We start from the raw sequence: 22216 nt of genomic DNA, 5'->3' as shown, positions 1-22216 counted from the left end.
CATGATGGAGATGTGGCATGCAGGATTGGGATGGCCGGTCGCAGCAACGCTGCTGGCGGTCAGCTTTGCCAGCTCCTTCATGACCATCGCCTTCGGCATCGGCGGCGGGGCGGTGATGCTTGCCGTGCTCGCCACGCTTCTGCCTGCCGCGGCGATCATTCCGGTGCACGGCCTCGTGCAACTCGGCTCCAATGCCGGGCGCGCCGCAATCATGACCCGCTACATGCGGTTTGACCTTCTTGGCCCCTTTGCCATCGGCGCAGTGATCGGGATCGTGCTGGGCGGATCGCTGGTGGTGCAACTCGAAGCGGGATGGATCCAGATCGGGGTCGGGGTGTTCATCTTGTGGTCCGTGGTGTCGAGGCCACCGGCCTTTCTTCGTCGCTCTGGCATGGTCACCGGCGTGTTTTCCAGCTTTCTGACGATGTTTTTCGGCGGCACCGGGCCGTTCGTGGCCACCTATGTGCGCGCGCAGGACCTTGACCGCCATGCACATGTGGCGACGCATGCGATGTTCATGACGCTACAGCATCTGCTCAAGACCGTGGTTTTCGGGATCCTTGGGTTTGCCTTCAGCGTCTGGACCGGGCTGATCGTTCTGCTCATCGCCGCCGGCGTGCTGGGCACGCTTGCGGGCAAGGTCATGCTCGCCCGGATCAACGACCGGCACTTTCAGACGGTGCTCAAGATCGTCCTCACTGTTCTGGCCCTGCGGCTCATCTACGCCGGGGCCACGGATATCTATTTCGCCAGCGCCACACCGGCACCGGATGGAGGAGGCCACTAACCGCACGGGGCGCGCGCGATCCCGGCGGACCAATGACAAATGCGCATATGACTGAAACCATGAAATGGGAGGAGACCATGTCCATGAAACCGATGATCACCCGCCGCACCCTGTTGGGAACCGGGGCCGCTGCAACGGCCCTGACCCTTGCGACACCGGGCATCCTGCGGGCCAATACATACCCTGAACGCAACATAAACGTCTATGTGCCGACCGCAGAAGGCGGCGGTGCGGATCGTAATTTCCGCGCCTTCTCGAGCGTGTGGAAAGAAAAGCTCGGCACCGATTTCGAGCCGGGTTTCTACCCCGGGGCATCGGGCCGTGTCGGCTACGAGATCTACATGGGCAAGGCAGAGCCCGACGCCTACAACCTGATCTTCGGCAATATGGGTCCGGAAGTGCTGAACTGGGCCATGCAGGCCCCCAGCTTCGACGTGAACGATTACTTCTACTTCGGTCAGGTCGACAAGGATCCGTGCTGTCTGTTTGTCGGCGCGGAAAGCCCGTTGCAAACAATGGACGACATCATTGCCGCGGCCAAGACGCGCCGCCTGAATGTCGGAACCAGCCGCATGGCGCACCCCGCCTCGATCGGTCTGCTGGCGCTCGGGGACAAGCTCGGCATCGACTTCAACCTGATCCCGCTCCAGGGCGGCAAGTCCACTGTGGCCGGCGCGGTCACGGGAGAGGTCGATTTCTCGGTCCTGACGTCTGGTTCCGTGATTGCGGCGGGCGACAGCGTCAAGACGCTGTTGGTGTTTGGCGACAACATCGTTGGCGAGGCGCTGGACAACGCGCCGAGCATCAACGACGCCTATGACATGGACCTGCCCGAGATGCTTTCGGCACGGGCGTTCGGCATCCACAAGAAAGCCGCCGACGACTATCCCGACCGGCTTGAGGTGCTGACCTCGACCTTCCGGGAGACCTTCGACGATCCGGCCTTGATGGAGGCCTATGTCGCGAACAAGGGCACCCCGGAATACCTGCAATATGCCGGGATCGAGGAATGCGAAGCGTTCAAGCAATCGATGCTGGAACTCGGCGCGCGCTACCGCTCTCTGCTCAGCGGCGCCTGACGCCTCCCGGCCGGCAGCGCAACGCGGCGCTGCCGGCCTTTCCGCATCGCATTTATCAGACAGGACGGCGCACCCATGGCTTCAGACCCTCACAAACCGCCACGGCAGATTGGCGGCGAGCTGGTGATCCCCATCTTCGCTGTGGGCTTCACCTTGTACTTCTTCTCGACCATCTGGAACTCGCCATGGACGGCACAGGTCAGTGCTTTCATGGTCGGTGGCTTCCTGCTTCTGGTCTGTGCGATCTTCTTCGTGCGCTGCATCCTGTGGCTGCGCCGGGGCCAAGGCACATTGGGTTTTGCCAATCTCTTCACGGTGGATGACCTCCGCACCGGCCGCATCGGGCTTCTGGCAACCACGGTGGGCTATGTGATGTTCATCGACCGGCTGGGCTTCACATTGATGACCTTCCTGTTTCTGGCGATCAGCATGCTGATCCTCGCCAAGGGGCGGAACGCGGGCTTCATCATCCTGATTTCGGGCGCGATGGCGCTGATCGGTTGGGCCGTGTTCATCTGGGCCTTTGACACGCGGTTCCCGCGCGGCTGGTTCGAAACCACAATGCAAGCAGTGATGAACAATGGATAGCAGCACAGCATCGATCCTGACCGAGGTGTTTTTCGAAACGCTCGGCTACTGGTACATCATCGTGCCCACGATCTTTCTGGGCCTGATCGTGGGTGGCATTCCGGGCTTCTCGGCGGCCAATACAATCATCATCCTGATGCCGCTGACACTGGCGCTCGACCTGCAATCGGGGCTGGTGTTCATGATCTCGCTCTATTGCGCCGCGCGCATGGGGGCGGGCATTCCGGCGATCCTTGTCAACATTCCCGGCACCGCCGGGGCCGCCGCGACACCGCTCGACGGCTACCCGATGTCGAAGCAGGGCAAGGGTCAGCAGGCGCTGGCGATTTCCTTTGTCGCCTCCTGTATCGGCGGGTTGCTGACCACCGTGATTGCTCTTGCGGCCATGCCGATCCTCGCACGCGTCGGGTTCTACATGCATTCGGTCGAGATGATCGTGGTCATGCTGTTCGGTATTTCCCTGATCGCCTCCATCGCGGCGCAGGACATGGTGAAGGGCCTGATCGCGGGTTTCCTGGGGCTCATGATCGGCTCTATCGGCACGGATGTGGTCTATGCCACGCCGCGCGGCACCTTCGGGTTTCTCGAACTCTATGACGGCGTGCCGCTGATCCCGGCGCTGGTGGGGCTCTTCGCCGTGTCCGAGGCCTTTGTCATCATTGAAAAACGCGTGATCGTGAACCATGACAATGAACCCAAGGCACCCAATTGGACCGACACGTTTGACGGGGTGCGCATCGCGCTAAAGCGGTGGGTGCATATCGTCTGGACATCGATCATCGGGCTGGTGATCGGTGTTATCCCGGGTGCCGGGGCATCCATCGCGAGCTTTGTCGCCTACCAGCAATCGCGCAGCTTCTCAAAGACGCCGGAGCGCTACGGCACAGGCCATCCCGAGGGGCTGATCGCGCCCGAGGCGGCCAATAACGGCGTGACTTCCGGCACGCTGGTGCCGCTTCTGGTGCTGGGCATTCCCGGCGGGGCCACGGCGGCCATCATGCTGGTGGTGATGCAGTTCCACGGCGTGAGCTTTGGCCCGTCGCTCTTTGAGAACCAGCCCAAGGTCGGCTACGGGATGTTCATGGCCATGGCGGTGAGCTACGTCATCATGTTCCTGACGATCCTGCCGCTCAGCCGCTACATGAGCCACGTCACCACGATCCCGACGATCTACCTCGCGCCGATGATCATCAGCTTCACGCTGGTCGGTGGCTTCGTGCCGCGCGAATACATGTTCGACATGTATCTCGCACTGGCCTTCGGGGTTCTGGGCTACATCGCCCGGCGCACCGGCTACCACGTCGCGGCGATCCTGATCGGGGTCATCCTCGGGCCGCTGCTGGAGAAATACTTCCTGTGGTCGCTCAAGAAATCCGACGGCGACATCATGGTGCTGTTCTCCTCAACGCTGGGCAACATCCTGTGGGTGGCCTTCGCCATGTCGATCATCCTGCCGCTCGTGTTCGGGATGCGGCGCAAACGCAAACTCGAGGTGCCTGCCGAATGAAACGTGAAGTCGAATACGAACTGGCGCGCAATATCCGCCAAGTGGCGCATCTGGATATCGAGGGCGGGGGCGAGGTCACCGTGCGCGATGGCTATGCCTATGTCGGCCACATGAAGCCGCCCAAGGGCACGTCGATCATCGACCTGTCGGACCCGGCCAACCCCAAGGTGGTGGCCCATGTCGCGCCGCCCGATGAATGGTCGCATACCCACAAGGTGAAGGTGGTCGGAAACATCATGATCACCAATGTCGAACAGGACCGGCGGCACTTCCTGCGCAAGGGCGACAAGATCGCCGGGCTGCGCGCGGAAGGGCTGTCGGACGCCGGGATCGCGGAGCGTCTGGGGGTCGACCTCTCGGACATTGCCGTGCTCGAAGAGGCGCTGGAGCGTGGCTATTCCAGCGGTGGTTTCCGGGTCTGGGATGTCTCGGACAAGACCGCGCCAAAACTCTTGTCCTACGTCAAGACACACGGCTTTGGCGTGCACCGCTTCGATATGGACGAAAATTACGCCTATATCTCGACCGAGATGGAGGGCTATGTCGGCAACATCCTCGTGATCTATGATCTGGCCGACCCCGGCAATCCGACGGAAGTCTCGCGCTGGCACATGCCGGGGCAGCACGTGGCCAAGGGCGAGACACCCACCGGCGTCGGCTACAGCCACCGCCTGCACCACGCGATGCGTTGCGGGGACGAGCTTTGGGCGGCGGTCTGGCACGCCGGCTTCCGGGTGCTGGACGCAAGCGACATCACCAACCCGACGCTCAAGGGCAGCTACCGCTTTCCCAAGGCGATCCCCGAGCCAACCCACACCGTGATGCCGCTTGAGCAGACCATCGACGGCAAACGCTTTGCCATCGCGATCGACGAAGAGCACGCCCATCTGCCCGGGCGTCTTCATGGGTTCATCTGGGTCATGGACGTGACCGACCTCGACAACATGGAACCCATCGCGGCCTGGGACCTTTCCGAACGGTTCTGCCCTTGGGTCGGCGAGGAAGGCGTGCGCTTTGGCGGGCACCAGTTCCGCGAAAAGCTCGACGGCACGCTGATCTACGCGACCTGGTTTGCGGGGGGGCTGCGCGTGCTCGACGTGGCCGACCCTTACCTGCCCGTCGAAGTGGCGCATTACATGGTGCCGGGACCGACCGGCGCACCGCCGCAATCGAACGACGTCGATGTAGATGACAAGGGCCTGATCTACGTGCTCGACCGAAACCGTGGCCTCGATATCCTGGAGATGACCCTGTGAGCGATACTGACCTCCTCCCCCCGAGCGTGGATCCGAACAAGAAAGCGCTTGGCATCCGCCGTGTGAGCGCTCGCAACGAAGCCTCGACCCGGTCGGTGATGATGGTGCGCGATCACATCGTCATCACCGACGAGAAGGAGTCGAACACCGGGCCGACGCCGCTCGAAATGACCCTGTCCTCATTGCTGGGGTGCGAAGGCGTCATCATCAATCGCTGCGCCGAGGCGATGAAATTTGAATACACCGCCGTTGATATGGATGCCGATGGCGAAGTGGACCAGCGCGGCAGCCGTGGCGTGCAAGGTGTGCGCCCCTATTTCAACTGGGTAAAGCTGCGCATTCGTGTCCACACCGAAGAAACGCAGGAACGGTTCGACCGTCTGACCCGCAACGTCGAATATCGCTGCCCGGTGATGAACCTGTTCAAATCGGCGGATGTGGACGTGCAGATCACCTGGGAGCGTGTCGCGCCGTGACCCTATCGCTGACGATCAACGGCACCCGCCACGATATTGCCTCCGACCCGGACACGCCGCTGGTCTACGTGCTGCGCGACGAGCTGAAGCTCAAGGGCACCAAGCTGGGCTGCGGGTTGGAGCAATGCGGGGCCTGCGCGGTGATGGTCGACGGCAAGGTCGTCTTGTCCTGTGTGAGCCCGGTCGAAGTGTTCGACGGTCAGGAAATCACCACAATCGAAGGCATCGCCGATACCGAGATCGGTCAGCGCGTGCAGCAGGCCTTCATAGAGGAGACGGCGGCGCAATGCGGGTATTGCACCTCCGGTCTGGTGGTGGCGGCAACGGCGCTTCTGTCGGACACCCCGGCACCGGACAGCGCCGCCACCAAAGAGGCCCTGACCCCGCATCTATGCCGCTGTGGATCGCATCCCCGCGTGCTCCGCGCTATCGAAAGGGCTTGCGCATCATGAGCCTTGACGCCTATCCGCTCGTCTCCGACTGGCTGACGCCGGAGCAAGACCGGTTGCTGATCCACACCGGCAAGGTCGATATCGGGCAGCGCATCTCGACCGCGCTGGTGCGGATCGTGCAGGAGGAACTGGCGCTGCCGCCGGGACAGCTGGGCATCGCCCCTGTCCGCACCGGCCACGCCCCGGATGAAGGCATCACCTCGGGCAGCAACTCCATCGAGCAATCCGGCCGCGCTGTCGCCGCCGCAGCAGCGACCCTGCGGGCGCGGGTTCTGGACATCGCTGTTGCCCAGCAAGGCGGCGAACCGGCCAATTGGGTGCTGGAGGACGGCTTTGTCCATCGCACCGGCACGAATATCCGGATCAGCCTGATCGACCTTGCCGGCGATCTGCCCCCGAATCTGCCCATTGATCCGGACCTCCCGCGACACAGCCCCGCGCAGTCGCCGAAACCGGACATGCGCGGCATCACGGAGATGGTAACCGGGACCTTCACCTTCCTGCATGACCTCGACCTGCCGGGCATGTGGCACGCCCGCCGCATCAGCCCCCCCCACGCCAAGGCAACGTTGCAGGAGATCGACGGGTCGGCGATCGACAAGGCCGAGGCAAAAGGCATACAGGTCATCCGCGACGGCAGTTTCCTTGCCGTTGCCGGCCCGCGCGAATGGGATGTGGTGAAGGCGGCAAGAAGCCTTGGGATCGCCTGCACATGGGATTTGGGCGGCGGCTTCCCCGAAACGGATGTCTTCGCGCATCTGGCCCCCGAAAACGCCGATCGCTTTCCCGTTGTGGACGGCACACCGCAAAAAGCCCCCGTCCCTGATGCGCTCGATGCGCCGGACCTGAGCGCCCGCTTCGAACGCCCATACCAGATGCACGGCGCGCTTGCACCGTCCGCAGCATTGGCCGAGTGGACGGGCACAGAGCTCGACATCAAAAGCCACAGCCAGGGCATCTATCCGCTGCGCGAGGCCATCGCGGACAGCCTTGAGCTTTCCACCGACAAGGTCGAGATCACCCATGTCCCCGGCTCCGGATGCTACGGCCATAACGGCGCGGACGACGCCGCGTTCGAGGCGGCGCTGATCGCCATTGCACTGCCAAACACACCAATCCTGCTGAAATGGAGCCGTGAGGATGAACACGCATGGGAGCCGTTCGCCCCTGCGATGGCGGTTCAGGTGGATGCAAAAATGACCGACGGGTGTGTCACTGCCTTCTCCGCCGAAGCCCATAGCGACACCCATCGCGGGCGTCCGCGTCCCGGACCGAACCGAGCGGGACCTGCGAAACTGCTCGCCAATCGGTTCCGCGCCGACGCGATGGCCCCCTACATCGCCCCCCCGAACATGGGCAAACATGCGGGAATGCACCGGAATCTCGACCCGATCTATGCCTTTCCGGAAAAGCGGCTGGTCAAGAACCTTGTGCAGAACTTGCCCCATCGCACGTCCGCCATGCGTTGCCTTGGCGCCGTCACCAATGTCTTTGCCATTGAATGCACCATGGACGATCTGGCGAGCCAAACTGGCATGGACCCCATCGCGTTCCGGCAGGCGCATCTGACAGATCCCCGCGCCTCTGCCGTGTTGCGGGAACTGGAACGCCGTCTCGACAACCGCGGACCAAGACCCGACGGCACCGGGCGCGGCATTGCCTATGCCCAGTACAAAAACGCCATGACCCGGGTCGGCATCGCCGTCGACGTGACCGTGACCGACGCGGCCGACGTGCGTTTGGATCATGCGATCATCGTCGCCGATTCAGGCCGCGTGATCGATCCCGATGGTCTCACCGCCCAGCTCGAAGGCGGTTTCATACAGGCGGCCAGCTGGGCCCTCTGTGAAGAAGTCACATGGGACCGGGATGGCATAACATCGCGCGACTGGGACAGCTATCCGGTGATCCGCTTCGACAATGTGCCTGATATCGAGGTTGTCCTGCTCGATACATTCGATAACCCGTCTGTCGGTGCCGGTGAGGCCTCCCCCGGCCCGACAGTTGCTGCCATTGCCAACGCGATACAGGATTGCACGGGCCTTCGAATGCGGCGCATGCCGTTTACGGCAGATGCGCTGAAACAAGCCGCACTCGCGCTCTGACGGGGAATACCGCGCTTGCCGGCCAAGCGGCGTAAAAACGCCACTGTGAGCCTGCATCCGTCCAGCGCGTTCCGGTCTTGCGGCGCCAACGCGCCCCTCGCTTGGCGCAGCCCGTTGGCCGCGGTGCAGGCCAACACCCTCCGCTTGGCTGAATTGAAGCCGGTCTCCTTCGGCATCTTGTCAGCGGTCCTGATCCGCTCTCCCCGAAAAGCGCCCTGGACGCGCTGACCACCGAAACACCTGCCCGCATCACCGGTCGCCGTCGATTTGGCTGTTTTGCGTCGGTGGGTCGGCCGCGCAAATCGCGCCCGCGCAATGCCGACGCACCCTTTCCCGCAGCCGCGCGAGAGGCGCGAGAGGCCTTCCCGCCATCGCCGTGCGGATGGATCAGGAATGGACCGACAAGCCCGGTTTCGGCCTCAGCACATCTCGGGATGGCGTCGTCATTTGCGTGGATAACGTCACCAGAGTTTCGAAGATCGCTTCGCCCCTTCCATCCACCGAAGTGGCGCCCAACGCGAAAAGACCGCTTTTGGCAAACGGCATCGGGGCGCTGGATTGATGGCAGGATTCTGTCGTCTCCAATGATGAGCGACACCGTCGACCGGCAACACCCCGCCGCGTCCGAGCCCGCCAAGCGCTCACAGCGCCATTGCGCAGAACGCACAGCGTTTTGACCGCGTTTCCAGCAGAACTCCGAAGGCGCCCATACAGCCGTTCCCCTTCAGGACGTGCTGTCATTCCGGGCACCGCATCGGGTCGCCCCGGCCACACCGTTTTCGCGCGCATTGCATGCCCTGACAGGCCTGCAAGTAAGCTGCCATGGCTGTCTCGTCGGAGTTGCCCCAGATCCGCAAGGGCAAGAATTCTCGAAGTCGGCCGTCGCGGTCTGCATCGCCCCAATCTGGAAGAAATCCGGCCTTCCAATTCCATTGATCTCCATCAATGCTGGCGAGAAAGATCCGGTCCAGTCTGGATGACGTTTGGACGGCCAGGGCGCAACGGGCAGGACAGGACGCCGCCGCTGGACGCCATTGGCGCCAACTTGCTTTACGCTTGCCCGGATGACCGCCCGCACGTTCGTCAAAGATAGCTCATATCTCCAAAAAGGATCAAACGCTTGGACCTCGGTCTTTTCTTTGCTGCCATCGGAGCCCTTTTCCTTGCGGGGCTGGTCGCGGATCAGCTTGGACATGCAACGCGATTGCCGCGCGTGACGATGCTGCTTCTTCTGGGGCTTCTGGTCGGACAATCCGGGTTTGACCTATTGCCAGAAACCGCGACGGATTGGTTCGAGCCATTGTCGTTCATCGCCCTGACGATGGTCGCGTTTCTGCTTGGCGGAGAGTTGACCCGCGAAAACCTGGTGAGTCACGGGCGGGCCATATTTGCGATCTCGCTCTGCGTGGTGGTGGGGACCACGGTCATCGTCTGGGGCGGCCTCACATTGCTTGGCCTCGATCCCGGTCTTGCGCTCCTGCTCGGGGCCATCGCTACCGCAACAGCGCCTGCGGCAATCGCGGATGTCATTCATCAGTCCGGCATTCGCAACGGGTTCTCCGAAACACTCAGCGGTATCGTCGCGATCGACGATGTCTGGGGGCTCATGGTCTTCAGTCTCTGCCTGGCGCTGGTGCACCCGTTCGACGGTTGGTCCGGGCCGCTGATGATCGTCGCCCTTGATATCGGTGGGGCAGTTCTGCTTGGCGCGGCCATCGGGTTTCCGGCGGCGTTTTTCACCGGGCGGCTCAAGCCGGGCGAACCGCTTCAAACCGAAGCCATCGGCCTTGTCTTTGTCACGGCAGGTGTTTCGATCTGGCTGGAGGTCTCCTTCCTCGTGGCCGGGATGACGGCCGGGGCCATCATCGCCAATGTCGCGCAGCATCACGAGCGCGCATTCAACGAGATCGAGCATATCGAATGGCCATTCATGCTGCTGTTTTTCCTGCTCGCGGGGGCGTCGCTTGAACTGGAAGCGCTGTGGTCGCTGGGTTGGCTGACGGCTGCCTATGTCGCGCTGCGCGTCGTTTCGCGGATCCTGGCCGGCGAGGTCGGTGCGCGCCTTGGGCGTGTGCCGGCCATCGAAAGGCACGTCTACGGACCCGCGCTTCTTCCGCAGGCCGGGGTCGCGGTGGGCATGGCCCTTGTCGCCGCCGAAGCGATCCCGCAATGGGGCGCAACGATCATGACCTTGACCGTCGCGGCCACCGTGATCTTTGAGGTCGTCGGGCCGCCCTTCACCTTGATGGCGCTTCGGCACGTTCAAGCCAGGGAAGCCGATAGGGAAGCACCCAAGGAGTGACCGGTCGCGTCGATCGCGGCCAAGATGTGTCGCGCGCAGTTGAAGCCACCGCACCCGGCGCGCGCGTCATGCTGCACAGGCGCCGCCGCGCCGGGTGCCATACCATGCCTGACCCTCTACGCCTGACCCTGGCGTGTCGCGACACGCCAGGGCACGATCCTACCGCAGCAGTTTCAACGTTTGCATATCCGTTCCCAGCGGGGCGCTCAGATCCTCGATTGAATCGTAGAGCAGCTCAAGCATGTAGGCGGGATTGTGAGCGTAATTGCCGGGATCCGCTGTGACGAGTTTCCAGTTATAGGCGGCGCGCAAGCTTCGCGGCGTCCAGGCATTGTAGGCAACCGGTCTTCCATCGCTTTGATCAGCCACACCATCGCCGTTGGCATCGGTGAAGAAATACGGATAGCGCGTCCCGTCATAGACGATTGGCGTGCTGGCCACCTCTGCCGCATAGCTTCTGATCATGTCCAGAAGCATCGCCGCATTGGTCTGGATATCGGACCGAATGCCTTTCTTGGTGTCGCCGCTGCCATCATAGCTTTGCCGAGCGATGCGGATTTCTTCGGGCGTGTCCGCCTGATGGCAGGTCAGGCAGGGCTCGAACGCCACTTCGAGCGTATGCGGCTCATGGCACGAGACACAGCTTGATACCGGACGCGCATGGAAGAAGCGCCCGGAATAATCCTTGCCATCGTAGTGGTAGCCCGATCCGCCATAGCCGCCCAGCCATGTTGCGGCGGCGGTGGCGTAGTGCGGATTGATGAACCGCAGGTCGGGATTGGGCGAATCGATGTCGAGGCCGGCGACCGCCTTGACCACCTTGCTGCCCGCCGAGCGTCCCTGATGGCAGGTCATGCAGGACGCTTCGACGCCCTGAACGGGGTGCATCAGACCGCTGGGAAAGGCGACTTCCGTGATCTCGGACAGGCCGGCGTTGTGACAGGTGCCGCAATCGACCACACCGCCCGTATTGATCGGGCCTTCGACGCTTCCCGCCGCGGTGCCGTCCAGCCCGTGGTAATCGCGAAACCCCTCACCAGAGTGGCATGTCGCGCAGACAGCGGTGATTTCCTCGTCTTCGTCCCAATGACGAAACGCCTCTGCCGCCGCATCAGCATGGGCCGAACGGAACCAGTCACTGATCGCCTGGTCATTCTTGATCTCGATATCGGCGGGATTGAACGGGCCGGATTTCGGCAAGGCGAACGGCACCGCCGCCTCGCCGTCTTCCGGGTTCGCGCTGTCGTCTTGGCCGAAGACACCATGCGTGCCGGCAAGGAAAATCGCAAGCGATGCGACGGCGATCAACGAGGAGGAGGTTTTCAGATATCTGGGCAACATGTCGACTCCGGTGTTGGTGGCAACGGGGAACTCGATTGTCAGAGTACCATGGTCGGCATGTCCGCGGATTGCGGCAGATCAAACGACCCTGCCCGGTCTCGTGCTAACCATGCCTCATGTTCCAGTTCGGTTCTCGTTCAGGCCTCACGCCATCCTTCCGGTCTCCGCCGCGCGCCGCGCCCGGCGGGGAGGAGGTGACCACGGAAGAAGCCGGGGTCCGGCCGCCACATGGCATGGCGCCGCGCGTGACGGTGCAGATCAAGGACGGCGCAGCGGTGGCGCAGGGCGCGCCTGTGGCCTGTCTTCGGAATGCCCCGGATGTCTGCTTTGTCTCACCGATGCCCGGCCGCGTCGCGCGGAGCGTGCTCTTGCGCGGACACAGGCTGTCCGAAATCGTGGTTTTCCGGGACCCCGGCGGTGATGTCGTGACCCACGCGACCGACGACGCCGAAACCGAACCGGGCTTGCGCCGGCTGATGCAGCGCGCCGGTTTCTGGCCCTGGATCCGGCGTCGGCCCTTCGGCGGGATGCCGGACGCCGATGAACGCCCCGCCGCCATTTTTGTCATGGCGACCGATACCCGACCGTTCGCGCCCGATCCGCGGGAGGCCCTTGCCGGGCGCGAGGAGGCATTCCTGCGCGGCCTCCGGGCCTTGTCGATGCTGACGGCCGGAACGGTTTTCGTGTGCCAGTTACCGGGCTCCCGATTTGTCGACGGGTCCGATGCAAAAGGACTTCGCGTCGTCCACAGCGGAAGCCGCCATCCGCAGGGGGCATCCGGGCTACGCATCCATGCGCTTTGTCCGGCGGGGCTCGACAGTCCGGTCTGGGACATCCATGCCGAGGACGTCGCATCGCTTGGCGCGCTGATCGAAACCGGCCGCTTGCCGATGACGCGGCTTGTCGCGGTCGAAGGGTCGGCCCTGCGCGAAAGCCGTCTGGTGCGCGCGCAAGTCGGGGCGGACCTCCGCGAATTGACCCATCGCATCGTCCGGCCGGGGCCGCACGCACTCCTGTCGGGGTCACCGCTGGACGGGCACTTTGCCCATTGGCTCGCCCCCCGCGATCGTCAGGTCACCGTCTTGCCGCGCGAGACCCCGCGCGCAGCCCCCCATTGGCTTGTCGCCGCGCTGACCCGCTCCGCCACGCCGAAGCCGGTGATCCCAAGCGCAGCGCTGGATCAGGCCTTCGGTGACATGATGCCGGCGGCGGCGTTCGTGCGGGCGCTGGGTGCGGGCGATGACGAGACCGCGATGAAAATGGGGGTCCTGTCGTTGCTGGAGGACGATGTCGCACTGGCCGATTACGTGCTGGGCGGGGACGCGCACCTCGCAGAGCTTTTGCGCGGCCTGCTGGACCGGATCAGGACGGAGTTTGCGGTATGACCCGGGGTCTTTGGACACGGGAGACCGTGGTGATCATGCTCCTTGCGGCGTATCTGCAGCTCGCGCTCTTTTGGCTGTGGTTCGGCGGCATCGAAGAGGTCCAGCGGTTTGCACTGGCGGCGCTGATCCTCGCGATCTGGCAACTTGTCTTCCTGCTGGCGCGCGCGCAGCCGGTATCGCTCTCAGCGGTGATCACGGCATTGGCCATTGCGATGCTGGCGCCCGAGGGGCTGGGGCCGGTCCGTCTGATCCTCGGCATCAGCTTCGGCGCCGTGATGGGCGAATTGGTTTTCGGTGGCTGGGGGCGCAACGTGGTCAACCCGGCAACCGTGGCGCTGTCCTTTCTGGGCTTCGGATTTCCCGGCTTTGCATGGCCCGAAATCCTGTTGCCCGTGGCCTGGGCCGCGATTCCGGCCGCCGCGATCGGCATCGCCACGGGGGTTTTGCCGGCAGGCATCATCGTTTCCGCGACGCTCGGAGCAAGCGGCGCCGTCGCATTGGGCGTGCTGCCCGCCTCGGCGTTGCCGGCGGCGGGGGTCGTGCTTGTCTTGCTGGTGGCTGATCCGGTGACAAGCGCGACAACGATGCTTGGCCGCTGGCTCAATGGTCTGCTTTATCTTGCGCTGGTGATCCTGTTCGCCACCGGCTGGCACGACGCGGCACCGGTTCAATTCGCGGTCGCCGCCGCCCTTCTCACATCGCTCGCAGCCCCCGTCCTCGACGAGTTGGCGCTGGCACTCTGGTACGCTCAAAGGCGCAGACGACATGGCCGATCCTGACCGCAACCCATGGCGGCGCTTCCTTGCGCTGCCAAATGAAAGCCGCACCAAGACATTGGTGATGGCCTTTCTTGTCTCCGCCGTCTGCGGGCTGATGGTCAGTGGCGCGACCGTCTTGCTGCGCCCGATCCAGACAGCCAACCGTGCCGCCGAAGAACAGGCCCGCATAGAGGCGCTGGTGCGGGGCATTCCCGGCATGGCCGCCCTGCTGGAGCAATCGGGCGGTGCGTTGTCGACGGTGGTGATCGACATCGAGGAGGGTCGTGCGGCGCAGGACGTGACCACCGCCACGCTGGAGGCCACCCTGGCCGATACCGGCAACTGGACGACGCTCGACGCCGGGGTGGATATCGCCGGTCTGGGTCAACGCCCCGATTACGCGCAGATCTTCCTGTTACGCACCGGCGACGCGATCTCGCTGGTCCTGCTGCCGCTGACCGGACAGGGCTATGGCGGCCGGATCGACGCGATCCTTGCCCTTGAGGGCGATCTGAACACCATCGCGGGCATTGCCATCACCGGCCATTCCGAAACCCCGGGACTTGGTGGCCGGATCGAAGACCCCTCGTGGCAAGCCAGCTTTCCCGGCACCGCGATCCGCGACGACACCGGCGATCTGCGCTTCAATGTGGCGCGGGCCGACGCGTCCGGGCCCTATCAGGTCGACGGCATCACCGGGGCCACGCGCACCGGGCGCGGCGTTTCAAACATGGTGCGTTTCTGGCTTGGTCCGGAAGGCTACGGCCCGCTGATCCGCGCCATCGAACGCGGGGAGTTCTGAGCGTTGGCCGCGCGTTTTGACATCTGGAGCACGCTGACCGAGCCGCTGGTCCGCCAAAACCCGGTGACGCTGCAAATTCTGGGCATCTGTTCGGCGTTGGCTGTGACAACCTCTCTGGCGACGGCGCTGACCATGTCGGTCTCGCTGACCGTTGTGCTGACGCTGTCGGCAATCCTCATCAGCCTGATCCGTCGCCATATCCCCGAGACGATCCGCCTGATCGTCCAGATCGTCATCGTGGCCTCTCTGGTGATCGTCATCGACCAGGTGCTGCAAGCCTATTTCGCGGGGATCAGCCGCGCGCTGTCGATCTATGTCGGCCTGATCACCACCAATTGCCTCGTCCTCGGGCGCACCGAAGCCTATGCGCGTCACAACGCGCCGTTCCCGGCGGCGGTGGACGCGTTCGGCAATGGGCTGGGATATTCACTGATCCTGCTTTTTATCGGCGGGTTGCGGGAACTCTTCGGACGCGGACAGCTCTTCGGCTGGCAGGTCTTGCCGCCTGCGGATGCGGGCGGATGGTTTACCCCGCTTGGCCTGATGCTGCTGGCGCCGTCGGCGTTCTTTCTGCTGGGCGGGTTGGTCTGGGCGATCCGGTCGTTCCAGCCGGCGCAGGTGGAGGCCCCTGAGCACACGCCGCCCGCAGATGCGAGGTCGGTCGAATGAGCGAGCTTTGGGCCCTGTTCCTGTCGGCGGCCTTTGTCGACAACATGCCGCTGACGCTTTTCCTCGGGCTGTGCACGTTTCTTGCGCTGTCCAAGCGCCCCGAAAGCGCTCTCGGCCTCGGCATCGCCATGACGGGCGTGCTCGGCGTAACGGTGCCGCTCAATTGGCTGATCTATGAGGGGCTTCTGGCTCCCGGAGCATGGGCCTGGGCCGGGATGCCCGAGCTCGATCTGTCATACCTCGCGCTGATCGCCTTTATCGGGGTGATCGCCGCAACCGTGCAGTTGCTCGAAATGCTGCTTGATCGGTTCTTTCCGGCAATCCATGCGGCATTTGGCGTTTTCCTGCCGCTCCTGACAGTGCAATGCGCCATCCTCGCCGGCAGCCTCTTCATGGTGGAGCGCTCCTATAGCCTGGCCGAATCCGCGGTCTTCGGGCTGGGCAGCGGACTGGGATTCGCTGTCGCCGTCGCGATCCTCGGGGCGCTCCGCACGCGGTTGGCCTATGCCGATTTGCCCGCCGGGCTGCGCGGGCTGGGCATCGCATTCGTTCTGACCGGGCTGATGTCGCTGGGCTTTGCCTCCTTCGCGCAGATGGCGGTGACACCATGACCGAGATCGCGTTGGGCAGCATTGTGATCATGGCGCTGATTGTCGCGCTGGCAACCGGGCTGCTGCTCTTGCGGCGGCGGTTGATCCCGGATGAGGCGTTCGACATCGCAGTGAATGGCGGGCGCCACATTCCCGCGCAGCGGGGGGACAAGCTGCTCGACGCGCTGCAAAACGCCCAGCTTCCGATCCCGGCGGCCTGCGGCGGCAAGGGAACCTGCGGGCTCTGTCGCGTGACCGTCACGGGCGATGGCGCAGGCACGCCGCAAGCGACGGAACGCGGTGTGCTGTCACCCAAGGAACGGCGCAACCACGTGCGCCTTGCCTGCCAGACCAGCCTGCGTGGCGATTGCGCGGTCGAGGTTCCGGAAGGTATCCTGAGCGCAGGCGGCGGTTTTGTCTGCACCGTCGCTTCCACCCGCATGCTGGCACCGCTCATTCGCGAAATCGTTCTGGATTTGCCGAAAGACCGGCCGACCGATTTTCATGCCGGCGATTTCATGCAGATCACCACGCCGCCCTATCGTCTGGATTTCGCGCGCCTCGATGTGCCCGACGCATTCCGCGATGCGTGGGAGGTTGCCGGTTGGTCCCAGATGCAGGTCGCGTCCGACACCGACGTCACGCGCGCCTATTCCCTCGCCAGCCGCCCGGAAGACGCAGGCACGGCCGTGTTCAACATCCGCTTGGCCGTGCCACCGGCCGGGCGCGAACAGGAGGTGCCGCCCGGCATTGTGTCGTCGTGGCTGTTCACGCTGCAGCCCGGCGATCCGGTCACCGTGTCGGGTCCGTTCGGGGATTTCCATGTCCAACCAACCGAACGCGAGATGGTCTACGTGGGTGGTGGGGTCGGCATGGCCCCGCTGCGGGCCATGATTCATCAGGAATTGGGGCGCGGCACGCCACGCCGCATCCGGTATTTCTATGGCGCGCGCTCCGCGTCCGACTTGTTTTATGCGCGGGAATTCGAAGCGCTTGCCCAAAGGCATGCGAATTTCAGCTGGACACCCGCGCTCTCCGACCCGGCTCCCGGCGACCGCTGGACCGGTGCAACCGGGTTCATCCACGATATCCTGCGCGCCGAAATGACGGACCATCCCGCGCCCGAGGACTGCGAATACTATCTCTGCGGACCGCCGGTGATGATCACGGCGGTGCTGGGAACACTGGAACGGTTGGGCGTGGAGCCCGATGCCATTTTCTACGACGATTTCGGAGCCTGAGACATGCACAGACACCTTGCTTCGCGCCGCACTGTTCTGGCCGGTCTTGCGGCGGCGCTCATCACCCCGTCATGGGCACAGGCGGCTCCGCTCGAAGAGCTGACCGGCAGAGCCTTCGGCACATCTTGGCGGATCACCGGTGCCGAGAACAACGGCCTTGCACGCCTCCGGCCCGCGCTGGACGCACTGTTTTCGGAGATCGACCAGGAGATGTCTCCATGGCGTGCGGACAGCACAATCAGTCGTTTCAACGCCAGCCCGCCGGGCGTGTCGGCCAGCGCCGAATTGATCCGCGTGGTGCAAGCGGCCCTTGCGCTGGCTCACGATAGCGGCGGCGCGTTCGATCCGACGGTCGGTCCTCTCGTGGCGCGCTGGGGATTCGGGCCGATCACGGGTGGCGCAGCGTCGGATTGGCGCGGCCTGATCCTGGACGCGGGGCGCTTGTCCAAGCGGCACACCGACCTCACCCTCGATCTTTGCGGCATCGCCAAAGGCCGCGCGCTTGACCGCGCCGTGAGCGTGGCCCGAGGATATGGAATGGACAACCTGCTGCTGGATCTCGGCGGTGAACTGCACGCGCTCGGCCCCCATCCGACAGGGCGCGACTGGCATGTGGCGGTCGCCCATCCATGGCCGGGCCATCCCCCGCATGCCATCCTGCATCTGCCGGCCGGCATGGCCGTGGCGACATCGGGCCTTGGCGTTCAAAGCTACACGCTCAACGGACGGCTTTGGGGCCATATCATGGATCCGGCGACTGCGCGCCCGGTTGATGGGCGTTTGCGGTCGGTCACGGTTCTGGCGGGCGATGCCATGACCGCCGATGGATGGGCCACGGCGCTTTTCGCGGCCGGCGATAAAGCCGGCCCGGCACTCGCACGCGAACGCGATATCGCGGCGCTTTTCCTGTTTGACGCCGGTGCCTCGGTGCGCGGTGTCGAGACCGGCGGCATCGGAGACGTGCTGACATGAGAAAGGCGGACCCATGGCAGAAGTGATGCTTGCCGTTGCAATCGTGGCGTTGGCCGCGGGCGGCCTTGGCCTTGGCCTGTTCCTCGGGCGCGGCCCCGCACTCACCTCCTGCAGCGCGGCGGCCAACCGTCCCGAGGGGCGATGCGCCGATTGCCCGTTGCGAAAGCGCGGAGAAGACGGGATGCCACAATGACGATGGCCCGGATTGCCGCAGTCATGCGCAGGGAATTCCCCGTGCTGACCCCGGAGACCCCGATCCGGGGTGCGGCGGCTCTCTTGGTCGAGACGCGCAATGCTGCGGCCCCAGTGGTGGGGGACGACAACCGCCTCGCCGGTTTTCTCACCCAGAAGGATTGTTTTCGTTCGGCGCTGCATGCGAGCTATTACCGCGAATGGACGGGTCGCGTGGCCGACCATATGAGTCGCGAGGTTATTGCCGTGGCGCCGGACGATGATCTGATCAAGGTGGCCGGGATGTTTCTGTCCCATCCACACCGAGTCTTTCCGGTGTGCGACGCAGGACAGGCGGTCGGTCTGGTTCACCGCTCCGACGTTCTTGCCGAACTGATCCGGCTCGGGTGAGCTTCACGTCACGGGACGGTGCGTCCAGTGTCCATTGTCCAGTGTCGACTGCCCAGTGTCCACTGCCCGGTGTTCAGGGCACATGGAACGTCCCTACATCAGTTGGCGAAGACCCTGCACAGGTCCTGTTTGGAGCCGTTCGACAGTTGCGACAGCCCGTCGTCTCTGGCGCGCAGCCAAGCGTCGTCAATCACGGCAAACTGCGGGGGACGGCCAGTGCGAAAGACCGCACCCTAGCGCGGCCAGCGAAAAGACGCGCCTGCGTGGTCAAATGGCGGCTGGAACCGATGCCGCAGTCTCCTGTCGCACCCTGCGCCGCCTGTCGGGACCCCGCGCTGCAAACAGGGTCATGGTCGTTGGCTTCGAAACGAAGGGGCGCACCATCAACGCAGTATGTCAGGGGTGAACGGCACCACTGCGGCCTCACGACTGGTAGGCAGGTTGAATGATTCTATATCGTCCGAAAACGCTCCGATACCCGTAGCCTACTCACCCAGCCGTCTTCCCCTACTGGCCCTTGACGTCAGAGAAGGGCGCGCCACGACGTTCAGAGCGGCTCTCACGGAGTGTCTGAGGCGAGGAACCTTCAGTCTATCAGGGTCCCTCCTCAACAAAATGTTGAAAACCTTTGCGGCCTGACCGATGCGACACGGGCCGTCCCTTATGCTCTGAGGAGAAAGCCATTCTCCGGCTGGCATCTCCATCAATTTCACCGAAGCCAGCTTGGCAGACCGGACAAAAGAAAAGACCCGCGTGGCATTGCTGGTCTTCGGCCTTCTGGCGGTCTTGGGATGGATCGGGATCAGACCTTTTACGTCAACCTCCGCCACACTCAGGCCAACCGTCTCAACCAACCGGCATCCTGTCTTGCACCCCTTGGGCTTCACGACGGCGCGGCCATTGGTCGAACCAACCGTCATGCAGGGTGCACCGCAGGTCCGGAGACAGTCCGATGCGCAAGATGGCTGCATGGTCGGATCGAGCCCAAGCGTCCTCTTAGTGACCCGCGCTTGCATTCGCAGGTTTGGGCAAGCCGTCCACCATCCTTGGTTCGTCCGGGAATGCCACGACCGTGCTGCCGGGGTCGGAACGGGAATGAGGCGCGCGCGCCCCAACTGCCAATTCGAAGCGCTGCATCGAAAGGCGGAGCTCTCGGGTATGACCACCGAAGGAATGAACGGCGGCAGTGCATTGCTCGACCATTGCTGCGTTCTGCTGGGTGACACGGTCGAGGCTGACCACGCCAGCGTTGATCTCATTGAGCCCCTGTGCTTGCTCCGCGGTGGTGCGTGCAATCTCGGATACGTAAGTCGAAATCTCATCCACGCGTTCGATAATGTCCGTCAGGGCGGTGCCAACCCGGCTGACCATCTCGACCCCTTCATCGACTTTCTCGCTCGATCCCGAGATTTTTTTCTTGATGTCAGTGGCGGCTTCTGAAGACCGCTGCGCCAATGTGCGCACTTCGGTGGCAACGACAGCAAAGCCTTTCCCGGCTTCACCGGCGCGCGCCGCCTCAACACCCGCGTTGAGCGACAACAGGTTGGTCTGGAAGGCGATGTCGTCTATCACGCTCAGGATATTCTGGATCTCGTCCGATTGCTTTTCAATGCTGGACATGGCCGAAACAGCCGCACTCACCAGATCACCAGATGCCCGGGCCTTGCCCTTGGTTTCCGTGACGTATTCTTCGACCTTGGAAGCTCCATTCGCGGCCAATTTTACCGAGGAGGTGATTTCATCGAGAGCAGCGGCGGTTTCCTCAAGCGTCGCGGCCTGGGTCTCCGTGCGTCTGGACAGGTCATTGGTCGCCTCGGTGATTTCGTTTGCGCCTTCTGCCAAGTCCACAGCGCGCGCGGTAACCTCTGCAATCGTTTCCGACAACTGCGTGATCGCCGTATTGAAATCCGTTCGAAGTTGGTCGTATTCACCGGGAAATTCCTGCTCGATGACCCCGGACAGATCGCGATCTGCGAGCTTTGCCAAAGTGCCGCGCAAAGCGGTCACCACCTCCGCTTGACCGGCCTGCGCCTCATCCGCCAAGGCCTTCGATTTCTGCGCTTCCGCCAGCGCCTGTGTGACGCGCGCCTGGTCGGCATCGGCCTGCGCGACCTGCTTTTGTCTCAGCAAGACGGTATAGACGAGCGCCACCGCTTCCGCGACGAGAACAACGCCATGAAACGCCGCGCGCTGAAGGTTGGTGACAAGATCCGCGGCAGGGTAAATCAGGGATGGGACCGCAACGCTGAAAGCGACATGCTGAACCGCCACCAACCCTGCTCCGAGAAGGAGGGCGCGGATGTCCACGAGAACGACAATGCCTGCAAGGGCCGCGAAGTAGAGCATATGGCTGTCCAGCTGCCAAGGGTGGCCTCTGAGCGATGCCGTGATGAGCATCACGGTGCCCATGAGTGCCGTGGTCACTGCAAGCCTAGCGACCTGCCCGCCTCCCCGTGAAGCGGCAATGGCAAGAACGATCAGACCGAGGCTGGTCGCCGCATAGGGCAGCATCGGCATGCTGCGCAAAAGTGCCACCAAGGGCGGTATTGCGGCGAGCAACACCGCTGCGCAGAGGACGATCTTTTGCCCCTTGGAACGGGCCCCCTCAATCACACCTGCAGTCATAACTCTTTTCCTTCAGAATATTCGGTCGTTTGAAGACCGCACAGACGGGCCAGCACCGTGCCGTCGACGATCGCCCATGCGCCAATCTCCCGCAGACGACGATCAAACGCAGCACCATCCGCCGCAAAGGCGAGTATGCCCATCGGGGCTTGCTCCGGTCCAACGGGGCTCCCACCCGCTTTCTCGACCAGCGCGGCGCCATCTTCCCAAGGCGGAAAGAGAACCAGGCGCGGCGCGCCGGTTGGGGGGCTCATGCCAGCCAAACCCAAGATCGGCGGCGCACATAAGGTGAGCCCAATGAGAATCGCGAATGCGGTCTTCGACATGGAAGGCCTTGTACCCAATGCAGGTTTATACTTTGCCCATGAAAAACATTTGTTCAGAACAATTTAACGCAATCTCTCTCACAACGGCATTGCGTGACGCCGCATGCCGTCCGCATCGGGACAGAAGTCGTTGCGATAACGAAACACGACAGGATCGGAACAGGAAGGCGACCGCCGATCAGTCGGCGCAATGCCCCAGCGATTGCAGCCCGAAACGAAGCGCCGTTATCGGCCCATTTTGCGGGCCAGTCATCCGGCGATCCCTATGTCGAGGCGCCACATGCACACCGCCAACAGCGTGTTCTCACTGCGCACCGTCTGATCGCATACCCGCCGCTTTCCCAAAAAACCGGCCCACCTGTCCTGGAGCATG

Annotated in this window: 21 protein-coding genes; 18 read left to right on the top strand and 3 right to left on the bottom strand. The window is 63.5% G+C overall.

Annotated elements, in window-relative coordinates; all coding sequences use genetic code 11:
• Position 1: 1 nt before the first annotated feature.
• The 9 genes from J1C49_RS14040 (at position 2) to J1C49_RS14000 (ending at position 10552) form a co-directional block, all read left to right on the top strand.
• Positions 2-787 (top strand): sulfite exporter TauE/SafE family protein, encoded by a 786-nt coding sequence (locus J1C49_RS14040; protein ID WP_227446463.1) that lies wholly within the window; start codon positions 2-4, stop codon positions 785-787.
• Positions 788-870: 83 nt separating this feature from the next.
• Positions 871-1866 (top strand): tripartite tricarboxylate transporter substrate-binding protein, encoded by a 996-nt coding sequence (locus J1C49_RS14035; protein WP_227446462.1) that lies wholly within the window; start codon positions 871-873, stop codon positions 1864-1866.
• A 75-nt stretch (positions 1867-1941) separates the two neighbouring features.
• A complete protein-coding gene (locus J1C49_RS14030; RefSeq protein ID WP_227446461.1) occupies positions 1942-2454 on the top strand; it encodes a tripartite tricarboxylate transporter TctB family protein in 513 nt (170 codons plus the stop codon).
• On the top strand, positions 2447-3961 hold the full coding sequence (locus J1C49_RS14025) for a tripartite tricarboxylate transporter permease (protein WP_227446460.1): 1515 nt from the start codon (positions 2447-2449) through the stop codon (positions 3959-3961). Before J1C49_RS14030 ends, J1C49_RS14025 begins: the two co-directional genes overlap by 8 nt.
• Positions 3958-5217 carry an LVIVD repeat-containing protein gene (locus J1C49_RS14020; RefSeq protein WP_227446459.1) on the top strand — a complete coding sequence of 420 codons (1260 nt, stop codon included), beginning with the start codon at positions 3958-3960 and terminating at the stop codon, positions 5215-5217. Before J1C49_RS14025 ends, J1C49_RS14020 begins: the two co-directional genes overlap by 4 nt.
• Positions 5214-5693, top strand: a complete 480-nt coding sequence (locus J1C49_RS14015) for an OsmC family protein (RefSeq protein ID WP_227446458.1) — start codon at positions 5214-5216, stop codon at positions 5691-5693. The genes J1C49_RS14020 and J1C49_RS14015 overlap by 4 nt, the downstream gene beginning before the upstream one ends.
• The gene (locus tag J1C49_RS14010; protein WP_227446457.1) at positions 5690-6145 is read left to right on the top strand and encodes a (2Fe-2S)-binding protein; all 456 of its coding nucleotides are present in this window, start codon (positions 5690-5692) and stop codon (positions 6143-6145) included. The genes J1C49_RS14015 and J1C49_RS14010 overlap by 4 nt, the downstream gene beginning before the upstream one ends.
• The gene (locus J1C49_RS14005) at positions 6142-8250 is read left to right on the top strand and encodes a molybdopterin cofactor-binding domain-containing protein (RefSeq protein ID WP_227446456.1); all 2109 of its coding nucleotides are present in this window, start codon (positions 6142-6144) and stop codon (positions 8248-8250) included. The genes J1C49_RS14010 and J1C49_RS14005 overlap by 4 nt, the downstream gene beginning before the upstream one ends.
• Before the next feature lie 1120 nt (positions 8251-9370).
• Positions 9371-10552, top strand: a complete 1182-nt coding sequence (locus J1C49_RS14000) for a cation:proton antiporter (protein ID WP_227446455.1) — start codon at positions 9371-9373, stop codon at positions 10550-10552.
• A gap of 159 nt (positions 10553-10711) precedes the next feature.
• Here J1C49_RS14000 and J1C49_RS13995 read toward each other — a convergent pair whose 3' ends face one another.
• A complete protein-coding gene (locus tag J1C49_RS13995) occupies positions 10712-11893 on the bottom strand; it encodes a cytochrome c3 family protein (protein ID WP_227446454.1) in 1182 nt (393 codons plus the stop codon).
• A 194-nt stretch (positions 11894-12087) separates the two neighbouring features.
• On the opposite strand from J1C49_RS13995, the gene J1C49_RS13990 reads away from it, so the two are divergent.
• Genes J1C49_RS13990 through J1C49_RS13950 form a run of 9 tightly spaced genes read left to right on the top strand, consistent with a single transcriptional unit; the run spans position 12088 to position 18892 of the window.
• Positions 12088-13278, top strand: coding sequence for a Na(+)-translocating NADH-quinone reductase subunit A (locus tag J1C49_RS13990; RefSeq protein WP_227446453.1), 1191 nt, complete (start codon positions 12088-12090; stop codon positions 13276-13278).
• Positions 13275-14057, top strand: a complete 783-nt coding sequence (locus J1C49_RS13985) for an RnfABCDGE type electron transport complex subunit D (RefSeq protein WP_227446452.1) — start codon at positions 13275-13277, stop codon at positions 14055-14057. Before J1C49_RS13990 ends, J1C49_RS13985 begins: the two co-directional genes overlap by 4 nt.
• On the top strand, positions 14044-14838 hold the full coding sequence (locus J1C49_RS13980) for an FMN-binding protein (protein WP_227446451.1): 795 nt from the start codon (positions 14044-14046) through the stop codon (positions 14836-14838). Before J1C49_RS13985 ends, J1C49_RS13980 begins: the two co-directional genes overlap by 14 nt.
• Before the next feature lie 3 nt (positions 14839-14841).
• Positions 14842-15507, top strand: a complete 666-nt coding sequence (locus tag J1C49_RS13975; RefSeq protein ID WP_227446450.1) for an NADH:ubiquinone reductase (Na(+)-transporting) subunit D — start codon at positions 14842-14844, stop codon at positions 15505-15507.
• Positions 15504-16118 (top strand): NADH:ubiquinone reductase (Na(+)-transporting) subunit E, encoded by a 615-nt coding sequence (gene nqrE / locus J1C49_RS13970; protein WP_227446449.1) that lies wholly within the window; start codon positions 15504-15506, stop codon positions 16116-16118. Before J1C49_RS13975 ends, nqrE begins: the two co-directional genes overlap by 4 nt.
• A complete protein-coding gene (gene nqrF, locus J1C49_RS13965; RefSeq protein ID WP_227446448.1) occupies positions 16115-17338 on the top strand; it encodes an NADH:ubiquinone reductase (Na(+)-transporting) subunit F in 1224 nt (407 codons plus the stop codon). Before nqrE ends, nqrF begins: the two co-directional genes overlap by 4 nt.
• A gap of 3 nt (positions 17339-17341) precedes the next feature.
• Complete coding sequence (locus tag J1C49_RS13960) at positions 17342-18310, top strand: FAD:protein FMN transferase (protein ID WP_227446447.1); 969 nt, start codon at positions 17342-17344, stop codon at positions 18308-18310.
• Between the two features lie 13 nt (positions 18311-18323).
• On the top strand, positions 18324-18503 hold the full coding sequence (locus J1C49_RS13955; protein WP_227446446.1) for a hypothetical protein: 180 nt from the start codon (positions 18324-18326) through the stop codon (positions 18501-18503).
• Entirely contained in the window at positions 18500-18892 is a 393-nt protein-coding gene (locus tag J1C49_RS13950; protein WP_227446445.1) for a CBS domain-containing protein, read from the top strand. The genes J1C49_RS13955 and J1C49_RS13950 overlap by 4 nt, the downstream gene beginning before the upstream one ends.
• A 996-nt stretch (positions 18893-19888) precedes the next feature.
• Here J1C49_RS13950 and J1C49_RS13945 read toward each other — a convergent pair.
• Both J1C49_RS13945 and J1C49_RS13940 read right to left on the bottom strand, forming a co-directional pair.
• Positions 19889-21517 (bottom strand): methyl-accepting chemotaxis protein, encoded by a 1629-nt coding sequence (locus J1C49_RS13945; protein ID WP_227446444.1) that lies wholly within the window; start codon positions 21515-21517, stop codon positions 19889-19891.
• Positions 21514-21843, bottom strand: a complete 330-nt coding sequence (locus tag J1C49_RS13940; protein WP_227446443.1) for a hypothetical protein — start codon at positions 21841-21843, stop codon at positions 21514-21516. Before J1C49_RS13940 ends, J1C49_RS13945 begins: the two co-directional genes overlap by 4 nt.
• Between the last annotated feature and the right edge of the window lie 373 nt (positions 21844-22216).

It is taken from the genome of Cognatishimia sp. F0-27, from assembly GCF_020667845.1.
Taxonomy (GTDB): Bacteria; Pseudomonadota; Alphaproteobacteria; order Rhodobacterales; family Rhodobacteraceae; genus JAFMPQ01.
This window is presented reverse-complemented; position numbering and strand designations above follow the sequence as displayed.